This window comes from Flavobacterium sp. UBA4854, from assembly GCF_002399805.1.
GTDB classification, from domain to species: Bacteria; Bacteroidota; Bacteroidia; order Flavobacteriales; family Flavobacteriaceae; genus Flavobacterium; species Flavobacterium ginsengisoli.
The window spans coordinates 49,994-64,455 of sequence record NZ_DHEI01000035.1 but is presented as its reverse complement, the minus strand read 5'-3'; the positions used below and the strand labels follow the sequence as shown (position 1 = coordinate 64,455).

17 protein-coding genes and 1 pseudogene are annotated in these 14,462 nt (G+C 32.1%); 7 read left to right on the top strand and 11 right to left on the bottom strand.

The window, feature by feature from the left end; genetic code table 11:
* Nucleotides 1-193: 193 nt before the first annotated feature.
* The 4 genes from B3J44_RS04740 to B3J44_RS04725 form a co-directional block, all read right to left on the bottom strand.
* Entirely contained in the window at nucleotides 194-649 is a 456-nt protein-coding gene (locus tag B3J44_RS04740) for a hypothetical protein (RefSeq protein ID WP_286966108.1), read from the bottom strand.
* 64 nt (nucleotides 650-713) lie between these two features.
* A complete protein-coding gene (locus tag B3J44_RS04735) occupies nucleotides 714-1,169 on the bottom strand; it encodes a DUF2750 domain-containing protein (protein ID WP_286966107.1) in 456 nt (151 codons plus the stop codon).
* 86 nt (nucleotides 1,170-1,255) lie between these two features.
* Nucleotides 1,256-2,377: a BT_3928 family protein gene (locus tag B3J44_RS04730; protein ID WP_278022072.1), complete on the bottom strand. Its 1,122-nt coding sequence runs from the start codon at nucleotides 2,375-2,377 to the stop codon at nucleotides 1,256-1,258.
* 87 nt (nucleotides 2,378-2,464) lie between these two features.
* A complete protein-coding gene (locus tag B3J44_RS04725) occupies nucleotides 2,465-3,007 on the bottom strand; it encodes a DUF1599 domain-containing protein (RefSeq protein ID WP_198856124.1) in 543 nt (180 codons plus the stop codon).
* 217 nt (nucleotides 3,008-3,224) lie between these two features.
* Between B3J44_RS04725 and folP the strand changes: the two genes are divergently transcribed.
* On the top strand, nucleotides 3,225-4,058 hold the full coding sequence (gene folP, locus B3J44_RS04720; RefSeq protein ID WP_286966106.1) for a dihydropteroate synthase: 834 nt from the start codon (nucleotides 3,225-3,227) through the stop codon (nucleotides 4,056-4,058).
* Nucleotides 4,059-4,205: 147 nt separating this feature from the next.
* On the top strand, nucleotides 4,206-4,838 hold the full coding sequence (locus tag B3J44_RS04715) for a hypothetical protein (protein ID WP_286966105.1): 633 nt from the start codon (nucleotides 4,206-4,208) through the stop codon (nucleotides 4,836-4,838).
* A 54-nt stretch (nucleotides 4,839-4,892) separates the two neighbouring features.
* On the opposite strand, the gene rlmH is transcribed toward B3J44_RS04715, so the two are convergent.
* The 7 genes from rlmH to B3J44_RS04680 form a co-directional block, all read right to left on the bottom strand.
* The gene (gene rlmH / locus B3J44_RS04710; RefSeq protein WP_035648259.1) at nucleotides 4,893-5,366 is read right to left on the bottom strand and encodes a 23S rRNA (pseudouridine(1915)-N(3))-methyltransferase RlmH; all 474 of its coding nucleotides are present in this window, start codon (nucleotides 5,364-5,366) and stop codon (nucleotides 4,893-4,895) included.
* A 144-nt stretch (nucleotides 5,367-5,510) separates the two neighbouring features.
* A complete protein-coding gene (locus B3J44_RS04705; protein ID WP_286966104.1) occupies nucleotides 5,511-5,813 on the bottom strand; it encodes an antibiotic biosynthesis monooxygenase family protein in 303 nt (100 codons plus the stop codon).
* A gap of 172 nt (nucleotides 5,814-5,985) precedes the next feature.
* On the bottom strand, nucleotides 5,986-7,401 hold the full coding sequence (locus B3J44_RS04700; RefSeq protein WP_286966103.1) for an adenosine deaminase: 1,416 nt from the start codon (nucleotides 7,399-7,401) through the stop codon (nucleotides 5,986-5,988).
* A gap of 211 nt (nucleotides 7,402-7,612) precedes the next feature.
* A complete protein-coding gene (locus tag B3J44_RS04695; RefSeq protein WP_278022068.1) occupies nucleotides 7,613-7,897 on the bottom strand; it encodes a GNAT family N-acetyltransferase in 285 nt (94 codons plus the stop codon).
* Nucleotides 7,898-7,902: 5 nt separating this feature from the next.
* Complete coding sequence (locus B3J44_RS04690; protein WP_198856118.1) at nucleotides 7,903-8,298, bottom strand: OsmC family protein; 396 nt, start codon at nucleotides 8,296-8,298, stop codon at nucleotides 7,903-7,905.
* 2 nt (nucleotides 8,299-8,300) lie between these two features.
* Nucleotides 8,301-9,182, bottom strand: a complete 882-nt coding sequence (locus B3J44_RS04685) for a pirin family protein (RefSeq protein ID WP_286966102.1) — start codon at nucleotides 9,180-9,182, stop codon at nucleotides 8,301-8,303.
* A gap of 270 nt (nucleotides 9,183-9,452) precedes the next feature.
* A complete protein-coding gene (locus B3J44_RS04680; RefSeq protein WP_286966101.1) occupies nucleotides 9,453-10,553 on the bottom strand; it encodes a DNA alkylation repair protein in 1,101 nt (366 codons plus the stop codon).
* A gap of 204 nt (nucleotides 10,554-10,757) precedes the next feature.
* Here B3J44_RS04680 and nadC point away from each other — a divergent pair, with 204 nt between their 5' ends.
* The 5 genes and pseudogenes from nadC to B3J44_RS04655 all read left to right on the top strand — a co-directional run.
* The gene (gene nadC / locus B3J44_RS04675; protein ID WP_198856115.1) at nucleotides 10,758-11,615 is read left to right on the top strand and encodes a carboxylating nicotinate-nucleotide diphosphorylase; all 858 of its coding nucleotides are present in this window, start codon (nucleotides 10,758-10,760) and stop codon (nucleotides 11,613-11,615) included.
* 89 nt (nucleotides 11,616-11,704) lie between these two features.
* Nucleotides 11,705-12,628, top strand: coding sequence for a YihY/virulence factor BrkB family protein (locus tag B3J44_RS04670; RefSeq protein ID WP_286966100.1), 924 nt, complete (start codon nucleotides 11,705-11,707; stop codon nucleotides 12,626-12,628).
* Nucleotide 12,629: 1 nt separating this feature from the next.
* Nucleotides 12,630-13,058 carry a DUF2147 domain-containing protein gene (locus B3J44_RS04665; protein WP_198856113.1) on the top strand — a complete coding sequence of 143 codons (429 nt, stop codon included), beginning with the start codon at nucleotides 12,630-12,632 and terminating at the stop codon, nucleotides 13,056-13,058.
* A gap of 10 nt (nucleotides 13,059-13,068) precedes the next feature.
* Entirely contained in the window at nucleotides 13,069-13,827 is a 759-nt protein-coding gene (gene bla-B1-FLAV / locus B3J44_RS04660; protein ID WP_286966099.1) for a subclass B1 metallo-beta-lactamase, read from the top strand.
* Nucleotides 13,828-13,851: 24 nt separating this feature from the next.
* A pseudogene (locus B3J44_RS04655) lies at nucleotides 13,852-14,462 on the top strand (primosomal protein N'); the annotation flags it as partial.

Sequence of the window (14,462 nt, the reverse complement as noted above, 5' to 3'; positions counted from 1 at the left end):
TCTGGATGAGCTACATTTAGATCATTTTCTTCAACAAATTTGTTATGAAAAAAGAAGATATAGCGTTGATTTTCATTTTTTGTTTGACCGAAACCCGCAATGCAAAATAAAATGGAGAACGAGAAAGCAAGTGTTTGAAAGAGTTTTTTCATGAATAGATTATGTAGAATGTAAAAATGGATTTAAATCGATTTTAGTTTTTTGTATTCATGAGAATTTTATAAATTCCAGTTGTCTTTTCTTCTTCATATTCAGCATTTTTAATTTCAAATGCCTTTTTTACGATACTACTGCATTGGCTTCCTTTTACTCTTTCTGTAACAACAGATAATTCAAAGGCAGGTTTGTCTCCAATATTTACAGCGTATTTAAATGTTCCTTCTGCAAATCCTAATACTAACAAAGCACGATCTGAATTGTTACTTTTCAGATAAGAGGTTTGAATTATCTTATTTTGATTTAAATCTGTTACTGTAACAGGTGTTTGTGGAGAAAAAGTACCATTGTCAAACAAATTTGCTCCAGAATCTTTATCAACAAATTCGAAAGTATAAATCAAAGGTCCAGTTTCACAATTTATTTGAGGTGAATCGCATCCTGTAGTAAAAATTAAGACTAGTAGAACTGAAATCTTTAGAAGTTTTTTCATGATTAAAAATAGTTTTTGGTTTGACCAAATGTAGGATTATTTTTTAAAATTATTTATATCCTTACTATCTAATTGTTTTCTTCGTTTGATTTTCAAAATCTTCTATATTTTCGAATTTTTTAAGATCTAATTCTTTTTTTGTCTTTTTTAATTCTGTTATTATTTCTAGAATCAAATTATAACCTTCGCTTTCATAGCCAAAAAGGTGTTGATCAAAGTTTGTTCCAACCAGCAATCCATCGTTATGCATGCCAATACACCAATTCTCAAGAAAATCAGAAAGATTAATTGCAGCAGGATGATAATCGTCCCATTCGTTTTTTGCACATATTTTTGCCATAATTTCTTTTGACCAAAAGCAAATGATTCCTATTGGTTCTCCATCTTCGTCTTCAAATTCATTAGAGTAAGAAGTAGCGAATCCGTTTTTGCTTTTTAATGCGAATACAATTTCTGTTTCGCATACTTCTTTAATGAATTTTTTGTGCTTTAACTTTATGTCAATATGATTTTTAAACATTTTCCTGAAAGGATTTTATAAATGAAAAAAAACGCCAAAACCTTGAAAAGGAAATTGGCGTTTAATAAATTATTCTAGTTGGTAATTTAAATACCGTAAGCTACATCAGATAATTTCAAATCATCAACGTCGTTGTAGTGTACTTTTTGAACGATAGTTCCTTTATGTAAAACTACAATACTTGGATTTGCTCTTTCAACAGTTTTTAGAGCTGTTCCATCGCAGAAATAAAAATCAATATCTAAAGCATAATCTTTTTTAGCTTTCGCTATTTCATCAGCTCCAGAAGCAGTCATTCCGATTACTTTATAACCTTTTGCTTTTGCATCTGCAGTAACTTTTGCTAACTTTTTCATTCCGTCAGGATTCGATAAATTCAAATCATAAGTTACATAGATTAATAATTTTGGCTCTTTTAATAATTCTTCTTTATAATCAGAATCATCTTTAGTCATGGTGAAATCGTGAATAGGAGGAATGTATCCTTCGGTAATTACTTTGTCTTTACGATCAACAAATACCGCTCCTTCTGGAATATTCATTAAATCTTTCTCTGTAAATTCTTTATCGACACCATTTACCTTGTAGATAAAAATCATTTCTACAACCGATTTTGGAGCACCTTCAGGAATTTCCATTCCTTTCTCGATGTTTGTTCCCACTTTGTAAGGACGGAAATCTTTGATAGGATTATGATTTAAAACCCAAACAGCCATAAATACGCATAAAATAATGCTGATTAAAGTAATAATATTGGTAACCAATTTTGAAAATAAAGGTTTTACCAGTTTTTTATTAATGAATAAAATCAAGATAAAGAAAAGTAAAACAACATCTTTTGTGAATGACTGCCAAGGTGTTAAGTGTAAAGCATCTCCAAAGCATCCACAATCTTTTACTACATCAAAATAAGCAGAATAGAAAGTAAGGAATGTAAAGAAAACGATTAATAATAATAAAGCCCAAATTGTTAATTTTGATTTGTAGCCAACCAAAAGCATTACACCTAAAACTACTTCTAGAATAACTAAGAAAATTGCTAATCCTAAAGCCAACGGCTCTAAAAATGGCATATTAAAAACAGGTTCACTAAAGTATTCTGCCAGTTTATAAGAGAAACCAACAGGATCGTTCAGTTTTATTAATCCAGAAATAATAAATAAGACGCCGACAAATAATCGGGAGAATTGGGTAATGATGTTTTTCATGGCAAATATTTAGGGTTTAAATTCCAAATTTTTAAATCCTAAACTCCAATTTTAAAGGTGGAATTTGGGATTTTATTTTTTGAAATTTTATTTGTTTATAGGGTTTAGAATTAAAGCAAAGACAGAATAATTAATCATATCCTGGTAATTGGCATCGATACCTTCAGATACCAAAGTTTTTCCTTTATTATCTTCAATTTGTTTAACGCGAAGAATTTTTTGCAAAATCAAATCAGTTAAAGAACTTACGCGCATATCGCGCCAAGCTTCGCCGTAATCATGATTTTTAGCTTCCATTAAATCTTTAGTCAATTTTACTTTAGCATCGTATAATTCAGTTGCTTTTTCAACGTCAAGATCCGGCTGATCTGCAACGCCAAGTTCTAACTGAATCAAAGCCATGATCGAATAATTGATTATTCCGATAAATTCTCCTTTTTCGTCTTCGTCAACTTTGCGAACATCATTCTCTTGCAAACTTCTAATTCGTTGTGCTTTTATGAAAATCTGGTCAGTTAGCGATGGTAATCTTAAAATTCTCCACGCACTACCGTAATCTTTCATTTTATTGATGTACAATGTTCGGCAAACCGCGATAACATTATCAAACTCTTGGGAAGTATTCTTCATTTATATGCTGTATATTTGCTAAAATTTCTTCAAAAATAAGCATAATTTTTTAAGAGTTTCAAGTTTAAGGTTTTCTTTGTTCCAAGTTTTTTCTTAACAAAGTGTTAATGCTGCGAAGTTGAAACTAAAATATAATGTTTCAAGTTTCAGGTTTAAAGTTGACTTGGATTGTGTAAGTTCTAGGACTTGAAACCTGAAATAAAAAATAACAGAACAAATGACAATTAATTGTAAAGGCCGTTTGATTGATTTGGAAATTCCAAAAGTAATGGGAATTTTAAATGTTACTCCAAATTCTTTCTTTGATGGCGGAAAATATAAAAACGAAGACGAAATTATTTCGAGAGTTGATAAAATGCTTTCAGAAGGTGCAACTTTTATTGACATTGGAGCATATTCTAGTAAACCAAGTGCTGAGTTTGTAACCGAACAAGAAGAAATTGACCGAATTGTTCCAGCCATAGAATTGATTTTAAAACACTTTCCAGAAACTTTATTGTCAATCGATACTTTTAGAGCAGAGGTTGCCAGAGCGAGCATAGAAAGTGGTGCGGCAATTATAAACGATATTGCGGCTGGAGAACTAGACGAAAAAATGTTTGATGTAATTGCGTATTATAATGTTCCGTACATCATGATGCACATGCGAGGCAATCCGCAGACGATGCAGAGTTTGACGCAGTACGATGATATTATAAAAGAAATGCTTTTTTATTTTTCTGAAAAAGTGAAAAAAGCAAGAAGTTTAGGAATCAACGATTTGATTTTAGATCCAGGTTTCGGTTTTGCTAAAACAACCGATCAGAATTATGAAGTAATGCAGAAAATGGAACTTTTTAATCTTTTGGAATTACCCGTTTTAGCTGGAATTTCTAGAAAATCAATGATTTATAAAACACTTGACATTACGCCTCAAGAAGCTTTAAACGGAACTACTTTCTTGAATACGATTGCTTTGACAAAAGGAGCAAAAATTTTGAGAGTTCATGATGTGAAAGAAGCGATGGAATGTGTTACTTTGTTTGGTAAAATGAGTTTAAATACTATTTAAACGATAGATTTGTCATTCCGAGGAACGAGGAATCACACTAGTATTTCCTCAAAGTATGTCGCCAATATTTGTCGAGTTTCGAGTGTGATTCCTCGTTCCTCGGAATGACAAAACGTTGTATTAATTCTTTGTGTAAAAAAAAATAATATGAAATACTTTATCCTAATTATAGCTTTCCTACTTTTCTCATGCGGAAAAAAAGAAGACGTTTTACTGCCAAAATCAAATGTTTCAATTGTAAAAGACGTACAAGATCATTCGCCGATTTACCTCTTTTTTAAAGTTGAGGGAAAAGATACAATAGCCGATTTAAATCGAAAGAGTGCCATAATTTCAACCAATTGGATTTTCAATATTGACAAACGCTTGCCATTAAAAAAGGTAATCCCAGAAGTGATTAAAATGCAGGAAAAAAAGCGTAACGAGAAAATGCATCAAAATGAAGAATCTGAAAACTATTATTCTTATGCAGATTCTATAGGGAAGAATTTAGCTTTTCTTCCTTTCACGAAAGTGTTTTATAAAATGGAGAAACCTACTGCAGGAAGTTTTGTGGTTTATTTTAGCAAAGGAGAGAAACGAGTTTTTATGGGAAATCAGGAAATAAAAATCTCAGAAATACTAAAGCAATTTTACAGTATAAAGTTTGAAAGAGTACCAGATTTAGTGTTTTTATTCGACAAGAATATGAGTTACGAAGAGTATATCCAGTATAAAATTCTACTGCAAAAAGAGGTGACATATAGCCTTGATAAACTCCCAGTAGAGTACATTTTTTAAAACTTAAAAAACTTTGAACCTTTGTTTCTCTGAACCTTTGCCCCTTTAATGAATCTATTGATGATGATAAGGTTCATTGCGTAAAATCGTAAATCCGCGATATAATTGTTCTATGAAAAATAAACGAACCATTTGATGCGAAAAAGTCATTAGCGAAAGAGAAACTTTTCCTTGTGCTTTTTTATAAACGGTTTCAGAAAATCCGTAAGGACCACCAATTACGAAAACTAAAGTTTTAACTCCAGAATTCATTTTCTTCTGTAATTCTTCAGAAAAACCAACGCTTGAGAATGTTTTTCCGTTTTCATCCAACAAAATCAATTGATCTGTTGCTGAAAGTTTAGACAGGATTAATTCGCCTTCTTTTTCCTTTTGCTGGCTTTCAGATAAGTTTTTTACGTTTTTGATATCGGGAATTATTTCCAGATCAAATTTGATATAAAATGACAAGCGTTTTGTGTAATCGTCTATCAAAGTCTGAAGCGATTTATTATCTGTTTTGCCTATTGCTATAAGTTTGATATTCATTGGTTAAGTTTTTTTTGCCACGAATTGCACTAATTCGCACGAATTTATTTTTTTTGCCACAGATTAAAAGGATTAACACAGATTAGATTATTTTAAATTTAAAAAATCTTTTTAATCCTTTTAATCTGTGGCAAAATGAAAACTTTATTTTTTGTTTTCAAAAACCGTTTCGAAATGCTCTACAATAGGAAACGGTTCGTAATAATGATGTAAGATCTTTTTCCATTCCAGATACGCTTCAGAAGTTCTAAAACCTACTGTGTGATCTTCTAATGTATTCCAATCGACCAGTAAAAGATATTTGTTTTCGACTTCGAGACATTTCTCTAATCTATGTCCTAAATAACCATCGATTGATGAAATGTATTGGCTTGCTTTAGTAAAATCAGCTTCAAATTGATTGGCTAACTCTGGTTTTATATATAGAAATGCTGCTTCTAGAATCATAATTTAAATAAATTTTATCTGCTGGATCTGCCAAATCTGCGAGAGTATAATTTTTCCCGCAGATTTGGCAGATTAAGCTGATTTTATTTTTAGTATTTTGGTTAAAAAAAACTTTATTAAATCAACCTAAATCGGTTTAAAATCTGCGTGAAATTTTTACACAGATTTTAGATTACTTTTTAGAAAAATTCGCTTCAAAAGTTTTAAAACGAGTATCTAAATCTTTCAATAATTGTTTTTTGACTGAAGCATCTTGAATGAAACTGTAATTGATGCTATTGTAAACGTATTTTTTAATCGTTTCATAATTTACATCAGGATATCTTTTTGCCAGTAAAACATACTGTTCCGTCATACTGCTTCTTAGAATTCCGGCGTCGTCTGTACTGATCACAATTGGCACATTAAATTCTTTGTAAAGTGTAAACGGATGTCTGTTTTCTTTTACTTTCAAAATGAATTCGTTGCTCGCTAAATTGATCTCAATCGGAATGTTGTTTTTCGACATATATTTTAATAAATCATATGAATTTGTCTCATACGCAATATCAACTCCGTGACCAATTCTGTTTGCTCCTGCAACATAGATCGCGTCATTAATATGCCAAGTCAATTCTTCTGGCTGAACTAAACCTAAAGTCAATTCGCCTGCATGAAGCGTATATTTTACGTCTGAAAATTTAGAGTGGCAATATTTAAACATTACCATATGAAGCCAGTAATCTTTCATAGAATTTTCGCCATGCTCTGGAGAAACAATGTTTACGCCAGCAACCAATTTACTTTCGTTTGCAGAGATAAAAGCTATTGTCAGGTTTTTAAATAAATCAACGGGATCCATAAAACGAAGCACAAAGTTTTGATAACGCATCGTAAATTTATCGTCATCTATTTTTAAGTCTTTATGCAGTTTTGCAATGAAATTATTATTGAAATCTAAAGCATATTTTTTAGCATCTTTTTTCTGAAATGATTTATACAATTCATCTAAAAGTTTCATAACAGCTTTTTCATCTTTCTGTTCTGCTGCTTGGCGTAATTTTGAATTGAAATCAGTTAAATCTGAAACATTCATATCGCACGGAATTGTTGATAATTGTGTTTCAATATAAAGTACATTTTCTGCAATCGCACGCTTTTTTAATTCGAGCATTCCTTCTGCAAAATGACCTGCAATAGTTGGTTCAAATTTCATAAAGGAATCAAAGAATTGATCATCAGAAGGAACGGAGCCATTGTAATCTTTAATAGACCAAGTTTGCATAACTTGTTGCTGATAGTAATCTAATTTTCCTTTGTTTTTAAGAGATGAAAAGTTTTCCCAATTTCCTTTCTCAGGTTTGGTTTTAGAAACTGCCATGGTTTCTAGATTCAAATAAAAGTCTTCGGCAATCGCTCTTTCTAAAAGCGGTTCTGCATAAATTGATCCTGAAAAATGGTGGTGCAAATCGCCTCCTTTAGGCATTTGTTGAAAAAAAGCTGTTAAGAGAGCTTCATTATTTCTGATTTTTTCTAAATAACTCTCAGCCGATTGAGAAAAGCCGATTTGTGCTATAAAAATACAGAAAAGCGTAATTATTCTTGTCATACTCTAAGATTAAATTACGCGCAAATATACGAGTTTTCGGAGAAATTTGAAAATCGAATTTCGTTATCTTGAATTTTTACCGCAAAGAGCGCAAGGTTTTGTTATTTACTTGACTTAGTATAAACGCAAAGTTCGCAAAGCTTTGTCTAAAAACTTTGCGAACTTTGCGTTATTCTTTGCGCGCTTTGCGGTTAAAAAAACTTAGAACCTTTTAAGAAAAAAGTACATCATGTATTTCAGGAACCTTATCAAAAACACTTTTTGCGAAAGGACAAAGAGGAATAATTTTTACATTATTTGCTCTGGCATAATCTACGGCTGCCATAACTAATTTTTTGCCAACACCTTTTCCATTAAAATCTGGACTTACTTCTGTATGGTCAATAATAAATTTAGAGTCTCCTGCCCAAGTATAAGTCATTTTTCCAGCTTCTTTTCCGTCTTCTACAGCTTCAAAATAGCCTCTTCTTGTATCGTTTATTTGTTGAATTTCCATGATGATTAAAATAATGTGGTTTTGATTTCGATTGAATGTGTTAATGTTTTATGAATCGGACAGCTATTTGCAATCGTTTCTAGGCGCTGTCTTTGTTTTTCGTCAACTTCGCCAATGATTTCTATTTTTCTGGTAAAAAGAGATACGTTTTGTTCTGAATCTCTTTCAAAATCGACTTTTATATTGATTTCTTCAACATTCCATTGCTTTCTATTGATGTACATTCTTAATGTAATCAGCGTGCAAGAGGCTAATGACGAAGCTAAAAGTTCTGACGGGCTGAATCCTAAATTTTTGCCACCCATTTCCTGTGGTTCATCTGCAATTACTACATTTCCGCTGGCAGATGTTATTTCGGTGCGATACAAACGCGTATCTATTTTTGCTGCTATTGTATTCATAATTATTTAATTCTTGGTTCAGGCAATGGTACAAATTCGGTTTCTCCAGGAACTTTTGGAAAAGTCTGGTTTGTCCAGTCAATTTTTGCTTTTTCGATGAGGTTTTTATCAGAAGAAACAAAGTTCCAGAAGATGAAATGTTCTTCAGGAAATGGCTCTCCTCCAAAAATATAAACTGTAGAGTTTGCAGCAATTTCGAACTCACAAAGAGAGGCTTCAGTTGTAATTAAAATTTGTCTTGGATCGTATGTATGTTCGCCATTTTTGATGCTTCCTTCCAAAATATATAAACCGCTTTCGCCAAACAAATCTTTTCCGATATTGATTTTTTGAGCTTCTTTGCTTTTAATTTCAATAAAGTATAATGGACTATAAACAGGAACTGGAGATTTTTTTCCAAAAGCTTCACCAGCAATCAATTTGAACGAAACTCCATTTTCTTCCCAAGCGGGAATATCATCTGCTTCAACGTGTGTAAAATTAGGCTCCATTTGTTCTAATTCTTTAGGAAGAGCAACCCAAATCTGCAAACCGTGAAGCATTTTATCTGAATGTCTCAAATATTCTGGAGTTCTTTCTGAGTGAACAATTCCTTTTCCGGCTGTCATCCAGTTTACAGCGCCTGGCTTTATTTCTAATTCGGTTCCTAAACTATCGCGGTGCATAATGCTTCCTTCAAATAAAAAAGTTAGTGTTGAAAGTCCGATATGCGGGTGCGGAGGAACATCCATATTTTCATGGTCACTTAAATGCGCAGGCCCCATATGATCGATAAATACAAATGGTCCAACGGCTCTTTTTTCACGGAAAGGCAATAATCTTCCTACCATAAAATTGCCAATATTGGCTGCACGTTCTTCGATGATTAAACTGATGTTTGACATGTGGTATTATTTTATTTGAAAACAAAATTACAGCAGCGATGTTTGTCTGTAACTTAATTTAGATTAAGAAAAGTTGTTTTAGTATTATCTATAAAAGTAAGGAAAATGTGGAATAATTCAAATGCTTCTTTTTTTGCATAGTTGTGTTTGTCATTCCGAGGTACGAGGAATCACACTAGAAACTCGACAAAGTAAGACGCCAATCTTTGTCGAATCCCAAGTGTGATTCCTCGTACCTCGGAATGACAAAAAAAAGAGAATGCTTTATATTTACTCAATCAGCTCAAACTCTAAAACTTCACTTTCAGTTCCATTAATAATAATCGACAATTGATGTTTTCCTGTGTGAAAAACTCTGGTCGTAATCAATTTAAAAGACTGATTTCTTTCAATCTTAGTTAATTGATTTGGATGATAAATTTTCTCACTGATTTTAAAGACTTTTTTTGCCAAATGCCCTTTTGCTTTTTTATAATGAACGGCATATTCTAAACGAACTGTTTTGGGTTCTTCGTTTTTATTATTTAAATGAAAATGAAACTGCAGATAATCTCCAATTTTTACAGTTGGCGTTTTGATTTCGAAAGATGAAAGCTCGATATTGGTGCTTTCTAAACCATAATGACTTAAAATTTCAGGATGTCCTTGTTTTAATAAAGTTCGGCAACCGTGTTTTATAATTCCGTCTGTTTCTTTGCTGTGGCCTTTCCATCTTGAAGCGATTTCGAGTACAATCTCTGGATTATCTTTTACAATATCATTCAAATTATTGGCAACACTTCTTCGAACATATTCTGAAGGATCATTTTTTAAATTTTCTAAAATCGGAAGAATAGAAGTTGGGTCTTTTTTTAGAAACGGAATCGCCATTGCCCAAGGCAGTCTGGGTCTTGAACCTTCGCTAGCTAATCTTCGTACATGATGATTTTTGTGCAAAGACCATTTAATCATTTCGTTGATCATTTTTTCTTTATATTTTAAGATAAAAGGACGAACGGCAAACTCGCAGCTTATAAATTGTGTTATAGAAACAAAGGCCTTTACGGAAGTTTCAAAATCGTCTAAACCGTACATTTCGATATAATCGGCAAAGAAAATAAAAGCCAGATTGCCATCAGTAAAATTATTTTTCTTTAAGTTTTCAATGATTTCATCAATTAAAGCAGTGGCTTCTACAAAATTCTGAGGCATAAATTGGTGAAGCACAACTGTAGTATGTTTCATGCGGTCTTTCCATTCTTTCTGTACAAAATCGCCTTCGTAAATCGCTTCAATGAATTTTTGTTTGTTGAATGAAGGATGTACTTCGGCGACAGCCTGACCAAATTTTTCGTAAAAAGAAACCGAGTAAATATCTTTAATTAATCCCATGATTTTTGCTTGAATAAACTTCAAAGATATTTAATTGAGCTCTTATTAAGAGATTAAGTTTTGTTAAGAATTGTAACTTTATTTTTCTGAATATCTTAATAGTTAAAAAAGAGATATTTAATGTTTTATGTAATTTTTCATGGTGCAGTAACTTTCAAATCCATAAAATATATCCTAATTTAGCATATTATTAAAAATAGAAAAATGATAAGCGAAGCACAATTTCAAGCAGAATTACAACTTTTGATTAGTAACGCCATAAGAGAAGATGTTGGACCAGGAGATTATAGTTCGCTGGCTTGTATACCAGATACAGCTCACGGTCAAGCTAAATTGTTGGTAAAAGATCAAGGAATAATTGCTGGTGTAGAATTGGCAAAAATGATATTTGCACATGTGGATCCAAAACTGAAAGTGAAAACTTTTATCGAAGATGGAACGCATGTAGAATACGGAGAAGTTGTTTTTGAAGTTTCTGGAAGCTCACAATCTATTTTAAAAGCTGAAAGAGTTGTTTTGAATACCATGCAGAGAATGTCTGCAATTGCTACAAAAACAAGTCATTTAATGGATCTTTTGGAAGGAACAAATACAAAGATTTTAGATACACGTAAAACGACTCCAAATTTTAGAGCGGCAGAAAAATGGGCTGTAAAAATTGGGGGTGGCGAGAATCACCGTTATGCTTTATATGATATGATTATGTTAAAAGACAATCATATTGATTTTGCAGGCGGAATTACTCGTGCGATTTCTAAAACAAAAGAATATTTAGAGGAAAATAATTTGGATTTAAAAATTATTGTTGAAGCTCGCAATCTGGATGAAATTAGAGAGATTTTATTGAGCGATGGAGTTCATAGAATTCTGATTGATAACTTTAATTATGAAGATACTAAAACGGCTGTTGAATTAATTGGTACAAAATGCCAGACTGAATCTTCAGGAAATATCAGTGAAAAAACAGTTCGTGAATATGCTTTATGCGGTGTAGATTATATTTCGTCTGGTGCTTTAACGCATTCTGTTTATAATATGGATTTGAGTTTGAAAGCTTTTTAACGAAGTTATAAATTTTGAGTTATAAGTTATGAGTTTTGTAAATCTATCCCGATAGCTGGACTAAACTCAGAAATCTAAAATCTAAAAATATGTCGCAGGAGATAGAAGATCGGATTGAGAAATTGCCTGTTATACGCAATTTAGCCCGACTTTTTAAAAGAATAAAACTGCCTTGGCTAGAAGGTTTTTCGCTGTATGATTTGCTAGAAATGTATACCTTAGGAATTATTGAAGGTGCATTTTCGTATCATGCCAGTGCGGTTTCTTTTAGCTTTTTTATGGCTTTATTTCCTTTTGCACTGTTTATCTTAAACTTAATTCCATTTATTCCGATAGATAATTTTCAGGAAGATTTCTTGCAGTTCGTTCAGCAAAGCGTTCCGCCAAATACTTTTGATGCAATTAGTAAAATCATTAGTGATATTTTAAACAATAGTCATTCGGGTTTATTATCGTCGGGTTTCCTACTTTCTATTTTCTTAATGGCAAATGGTATAAATGGCATTTTGAGCGGTTTTGAATCTTCTAAACACGTTTTTGATAAACGCGGATTTTTTAAACAGTATCTTGTTGCGTTGGCAATTTCTCTTGTTATGACAGTTATTTTGTTTGTAACAGTGGCAACAATTGTCGTTTTTGAGGTTTTTATTCAGAAAACAATCATTCAGGATGTGTTGAGTGATCGAATTCCATTGATCATCTTAGGAAGATACTTGTTTGTTATTTTAATGATTTTGATAACATCTTCAATATTATTGCGTTATGGTACAAAACAGTATAATAAAGTGTCTTTTATAAGCATTGGTTCTGTTTTTACAACGATCCTAATTGTTATATCTTCGTTCTTTTTTGGGATTTGGGTTATAAAATTTTCAAAATATAACGAACTTTATGGTTCTATTGGGACATTATTAATTCTAATGTTTTATATTTGGATAAACTGTATGATACTGCTTTTAGGGTTCGAACTAAATGCTTCTATCAGAAAATTAAAACAAAAAAAAACTTACTAGTATGAAAAATTGGATGTTAACAATCGGTGTTTTTTTCTTTGCGCTAACCATGCAAAGCCAAAGTGTAATTGGGAAATGGAAAACAATTGATGATGAGACAGGTGAAGCAAAATCGATCGTAGAGATTTACGAAAAATCAGGAAAATTATATGGTAAAGTAGTAGATATACTTCGCGATAGCCATAAAAAAGATGTCTGCGTAAAATGTGAAGGAGCTGAAAAAAACAAGCCAATTTTAGGAATGGTAATTATAAATGGTTTAAAAAAAGATGGTGATGAATATAATGGAGGCACTATCTTAGATCCTACAAGCGGTAAAAAATACAAATGTTATATTTCATTAGAATCTGCTGATAAACTAAAACTTCGAGGGTATGTTGGTATATCTTTAATGGGGAGAACGCAATACTGGACAAGGGTAAAAAATTAATTAAAATCTAATGCGAAAATTAGCTTCGATAATTTTATTCTTAGTTATAGTTTCAAACAGCTTTGGACAATCTAAGAATTCGCCATTACAAATAAGTCATCTTACGGGTGACTTTTATGTTTATAAGACTTTTAGCGATTACAAAGGGACAAAGATTTCTGCCAATGCCATGTATGTTATTACAGATAAAGGAGTTGTTCTTTTTGATGCCCCGTGGGATAAAACACAGTTTCAGCCTTTATTGGATAGTATAAAGTCAAGACATAATAAAGAAGTTGTTATGCTTTTTGGAACGCACTCACATGAAGATCGTGCGGGTGGATTTGATTTTTATAAAAAAAAGGGAATTAAAACGTACTCTATTAAGCTGACAGATGATATTTTGAAAAAAAACAACGAACCCAGATCTGAATTTATAACTCCGAATGACACAATTTTTACAGTTGGACAATACAAATTTGAAGTATATTATCCTGGTAAAGGCCATGCGCCAGATAATATTGTAGTTTGGTTCGGAAAAGAAAAAATTCTTTATGGCGGGTGTTTTATAAAAAGTGTTGAAGCTGAAAATCTTGGATATTTAGGCGATGCAGATGTTAAAGAATGGCAAAAATCCATTAAAAAAGTTCAGTCAAAATTTAAGAATCCTCATTATGTTATTCCGGGACATGATGGCGGAACAAGCAATAAATCTATCAATCATACTTTAAAGCTGGTTCAGGATTATAATCTTTCAAATAATACTCCTCCTAAATCAGGTCAGAAATAATTTGCTGACATATAAAAAAAATCCATGCATTTCATCGAGGTCATTTTACCGCTTTCTTTAGCTAAGACATTTACATACCGAGTTTCTGAAGCCGAGTTTCATTTCATTAAAAAAGGAATGCGAGTTGCTGTGCCATTTGGCAAAAGTAAAATTTATACAGCACTGGTTTTGGATGTTCATGAAAATGCTCCAACATTGTATGAAGCTAAAGAAATTCATCAGATTTTGGATGAAAAACCAATTGCAACCGAAATTCAGATTAAACACTGGCTTTGGGTAGCTAATTATTATATGTGTGGTATTGGAGACGTATATCGAGGCGCATTTCCAAGCGGATTATTACTGGAGAGTGAAACTATTATTTCGCATAAACCTGATGTGGTAGTAAACGACAGCGAACTTTCTGATGATGAATTTTTGATTTATGAGGCTTTGCAACATCAGAGTTCATTAAAGGTTCAGGAAATTGCTTCGATTTTAAATAAAAAAAATATACTTCCGGTGCTTCAAAAGCTGATTGCTAGGGATATTATTTTTTTGGATGAAGAAATAAAAGAAACATATAAACCAAAGTTGGTGCGATATGTAAAATTGCATTCAAAATACGAATCAGATAATGGTTTGGCTGAATTGCT

Excerpts from the sequence above, each read along its gene's own strand:
- B3J44_RS04740 (WP_286966108.1), bottom strand. The coding sequence starts at position 649 with ATGAAAAAACTTCTAAAGATTTCAGTTCTACTAGTCTTAATTTTTACT.
- B3J44_RS04735 (WP_286966107.1), bottom strand. The coding sequence starts at position 1,169 with ATGTTTAAAAATCATATTGACATAAAGTTAAAGCACAAAAAATTCATT.
- B3J44_RS04730 (WP_278022072.1), bottom strand. The coding sequence starts at position 2,377 with ATGAAAAACATCATTACCCAATTCTCCCGATTATTTGTCGGCGTCTTA.
- B3J44_RS04725 (WP_198856124.1), bottom strand. The coding sequence starts at position 3,007 with ATGAAGAATACTTCCCAAGAGTTTGATAATGTTATCGCGGTTTGCCGA.
- folP (WP_286966106.1), top strand. The coding sequence starts at position 3,225 with ATGACAATTAATTGTAAAGGCCGTTTGATTGATTTGGAAATTCCAAAA.
- B3J44_RS04715 (WP_286966105.1), top strand. The coding sequence starts at position 4,206 with ATGAAATACTTTATCCTAATTATAGCTTTCCTACTTTTCTCATGCGGA.
- rlmH (WP_035648259.1), bottom strand. The coding sequence starts at position 5,366 with ATGAATATCAAACTTATAGCAATAGGCAAAACAGATAATAAATCGCTT.
- B3J44_RS04705 (WP_286966104.1), bottom strand. The coding sequence starts at position 5,813 with ATGATTCTAGAAGCAGCATTTCTATATATAAAACCAGAGTTAGCCAAT.
- B3J44_RS04700 (WP_286966103.1), bottom strand. The coding sequence starts at position 7,401 with ATGACAAGAATAATTACGCTTTTCTGTATTTTTATAGCACAAATCGGC.
- B3J44_RS04695 (WP_278022068.1), bottom strand. The coding sequence starts at position 7,897 with ATGGAAATTCAACAAATAAACGATACAAGAAGAGGCTATTTTGAAGCT.
- B3J44_RS04690 (WP_198856118.1), bottom strand. The coding sequence starts at position 8,298 with ATGAATACAATAGCAGCAAAAATAGATACGCGTTTGTATCGCACCGAA.
- B3J44_RS04685 (WP_286966102.1), bottom strand. The coding sequence starts at position 9,182 with ATGTCAAACATCAGTTTAATCATCGAAGAACGTGCAGCCAATATTGGC.
- B3J44_RS04680 (WP_286966101.1), bottom strand. The coding sequence starts at position 10,553 with ATGGGATTAATTAAAGATATTTACTCGGTTTCTTTTTACGAAAAATTT.
- nadC (WP_198856115.1), top strand. The coding sequence starts at position 10,758 with ATGATAAGCGAAGCACAATTTCAAGCAGAATTACAACTTTTGATTAGT.
- B3J44_RS04670 (WP_286966100.1), top strand. The coding sequence starts at position 11,705 with ATGTCGCAGGAGATAGAAGATCGGATTGAGAAATTGCCTGTTATACGC.
- B3J44_RS04665 (WP_198856113.1), top strand. The coding sequence starts at position 12,630 with ATGAAAAATTGGATGTTAACAATCGGTGTTTTTTTCTTTGCGCTAACC.
- bla-B1-FLAV (WP_286966099.1), top strand. The coding sequence starts at position 13,069 with ATGCGAAAATTAGCTTCGATAATTTTATTCTTAGTTATAGTTTCAAAC.